A 979-nucleotide genomic window follows, 5' to 3' on the forward strand; every position below is an offset into this window, starting at 1 on the left:
CCCTTCCCATTTATCAAAAATGCTCGTTTCAAAAAATATGTATCGATATTCTAACAATACCGCATAAAGTCCGCTTGAAAATTTTGTAAAAACATCTGTTGATATATCGGCTGTATCATTTTGTGAACTGCCGATTTTATACAAATATATTTTTATATTTTAAAGAATGGAGGGAAACTCATGAAGAAAAAATTTACCAAGCAAGTAATTAGCGCACTCCTTTCCATTGGTGTGTTGTTTAGTACTGTCGGAACAGAAGAATTGTTTCTCAGTGCAGAAAACAACTATGACATTACCTTGACCATTACATATCCGAGATCAGGAGAGGCTCCGGAGATACCGTCTGATTTTGAAAGCCTTTCTTCTTTGGATCTCACCTATCTTGGGTGCGAATGGAAAACTGCCGATAATAAGGAACAGTGGGACGACGGCACAGAGTTTATCGAGTGGATGTATACATTTGTAAACAGCAGGGATTATAACAGCCTGAACACTTTTGAAGATGGGATCATGTACCATCAACGCACCTATTTTAAGATCGCAAATGTTTCTGTATCCGGCGAAGAAGAGGCAGCCGTCACTCTGGTGGACTCTGCAACAAATCAGAAATTTAATTCATCTGAAGTCTATCTGATAAGCGGCGAGGAGCTTATCAGCGAGCTCGGAGGAGCAGTAGCTTTACCTTCCGATATAACGGCAAACGATTCATTAATGTATATTGACACGGGTGCTCTAATTGGTTCACCTTGGGGACATATGCATACCGAAAGCTCTGAATACACATTTGACGATCAGAACCATTGGAAGGTGTGTCCGGAATGCGAAATCAAGCTGGTAGATACCGTTTGTAATCACAGCAGTTCTTATGGCATACTTGAAAGATGGACATCTACGCAGCGTGCAACTGAAACACGAGAAGGCATTTGGCAGAAAACATGCAGTTCCTGTATGTATGCATACGACACTGTAACATCTCCTG

At 40.8% G+C, this 979-nt stretch carries 1 protein-coding gene; it reads left to right on the forward strand.

Annotated elements, in window-relative coordinates:
* Window positions 1-180 precede the first annotated feature (180 nt).
* Window positions 181-979 (forward strand): hypothetical protein (locus tag QZL66_RS01405; RefSeq protein ID WP_293601755.1); only part of this gene is annotated, 799 nt, incomplete at its 3' end.

Source organism: Ruminococcus sp. CAG:330 (genome assembly GCF_000437175.1).
Classification (GTDB): Bacteria; Bacillota; Clostridia; order Oscillospirales; family Ruminococcaceae; genus Ruminococcus_C.